The organism is Oleiphilus sp. HI0061 (genome assembly GCF_001635675.1).
In genome coordinates this window covers 1-1231 of the sequence record NZ_LWFE01000233.1, presented here as the reverse complement: position 1 = coordinate 1231, position 1231 = coordinate 1, and the positions used below count along the sequence as shown (strand labels likewise).

Sequence of the window (1231 nt, the reverse complement as noted above, 5' to 3'; positions counted from 1 at the left end):
TGCCAATCTTTACAGGCGTCTTCATATCTTGTCTTGAAAAGTACCCGGGAGCCAAGACCTTAATCAACATAAATGCCAAGAGCCCTAAGGCATAGGCACGTAAGCTCATTGCCGACATATAGACATCGCGTTGCTCTAATGCACCGTAATAAAATAGCGACGTCACCAAAGGTTCAGCAAGAACAATCAAAGCAACAGCTGCCGGAACGCCCATCAACAGAACTATCCGTATAGCCCAGTCCAGCGTGTCAGAAAAAGCTTTGTGAGACTGACTGCTATGCTTTCGAGACAAACTAGGTAAAATCACTGTCGCAATGGCAATACCGAAAATCCCCAAAGGCAACTCAGCTAAACGATCCGAATAATAAAGCCAAGAAACGCTTCCTGTTTGTAGAAATGACGCTAACACTGTATCGAGCAACAGATTAATCTGGCTTACAGAAACACCAAATAGTGCTGGAACCATCAGTATAAAAATACGTCGAACACCTTCATGACGATAATCCAGGCGTGGCCGAGGCATCAAGCCCATTTTTATCAAGAAGGGAAACTGAAAAAACAGCTGTATCAGGCCTGCAATAAAGACCCCCCATGCCAAGCCCATGACTGGCTCTGTAAATAACGGCGTTAACCAAAGCGCCGCTGATATGAGCACCAAGTTAAGCAAAACAGGTGTAAAAGCGGGTATCGCAAAGTAACCATAGCTATTCAATATTGAACCAGCAAAAGCGGTCAAAGAGATCAACAGCAAATAGGGAAAGGTTATCCTCAACATATCGCTGGCAAGGTTATATTTTTCTGTATCCTCAAGAAAACCCGGAGCAAACAAAGCCGTTAGCCATGGAGCGCCCATGACCGCTAAAGCCGTAATAAGTAGTAATACCAGCCCCAACACACCTGCAACCGAGTTAACCAACTGCCTGACCTCTCGCTCAGTGCGCTGACTACGGTATTCAGATAACACTGGGACAAAGGCCTGGGAAAAAGCACCTTCTGCAAATAGACGCCGAAAGAAATTTGGAATTTTAAAGGCTACAAAAAAGGCATCTGCCCCCGCCGAAGCACCAAACAGGTTTGCTACGACAACATCCCGCACCAAGCCGAAGACCCGGGACAACATAGTCATTACTCCAACAATACCGCTTGAGCGAAGCAAACCACTTGCCTGCTTTGCTTTAATATTGCTCGACACCCCCTCCTTTGGAGCATTTGTTTTATTCTCGTTTTCCAT

Annotated in this window: 1 protein-coding gene; it reads right to left on the bottom strand. The window is 45.7% G+C overall.

The features are described from left to right. A partial coding sequence (murJ, locus tag A3735_RS02825; protein ID WP_082885780.1) for a murein biosynthesis integral membrane protein MurJ occupies positions 1-1231 on the bottom strand: 1231 nt, incomplete at its 3' end.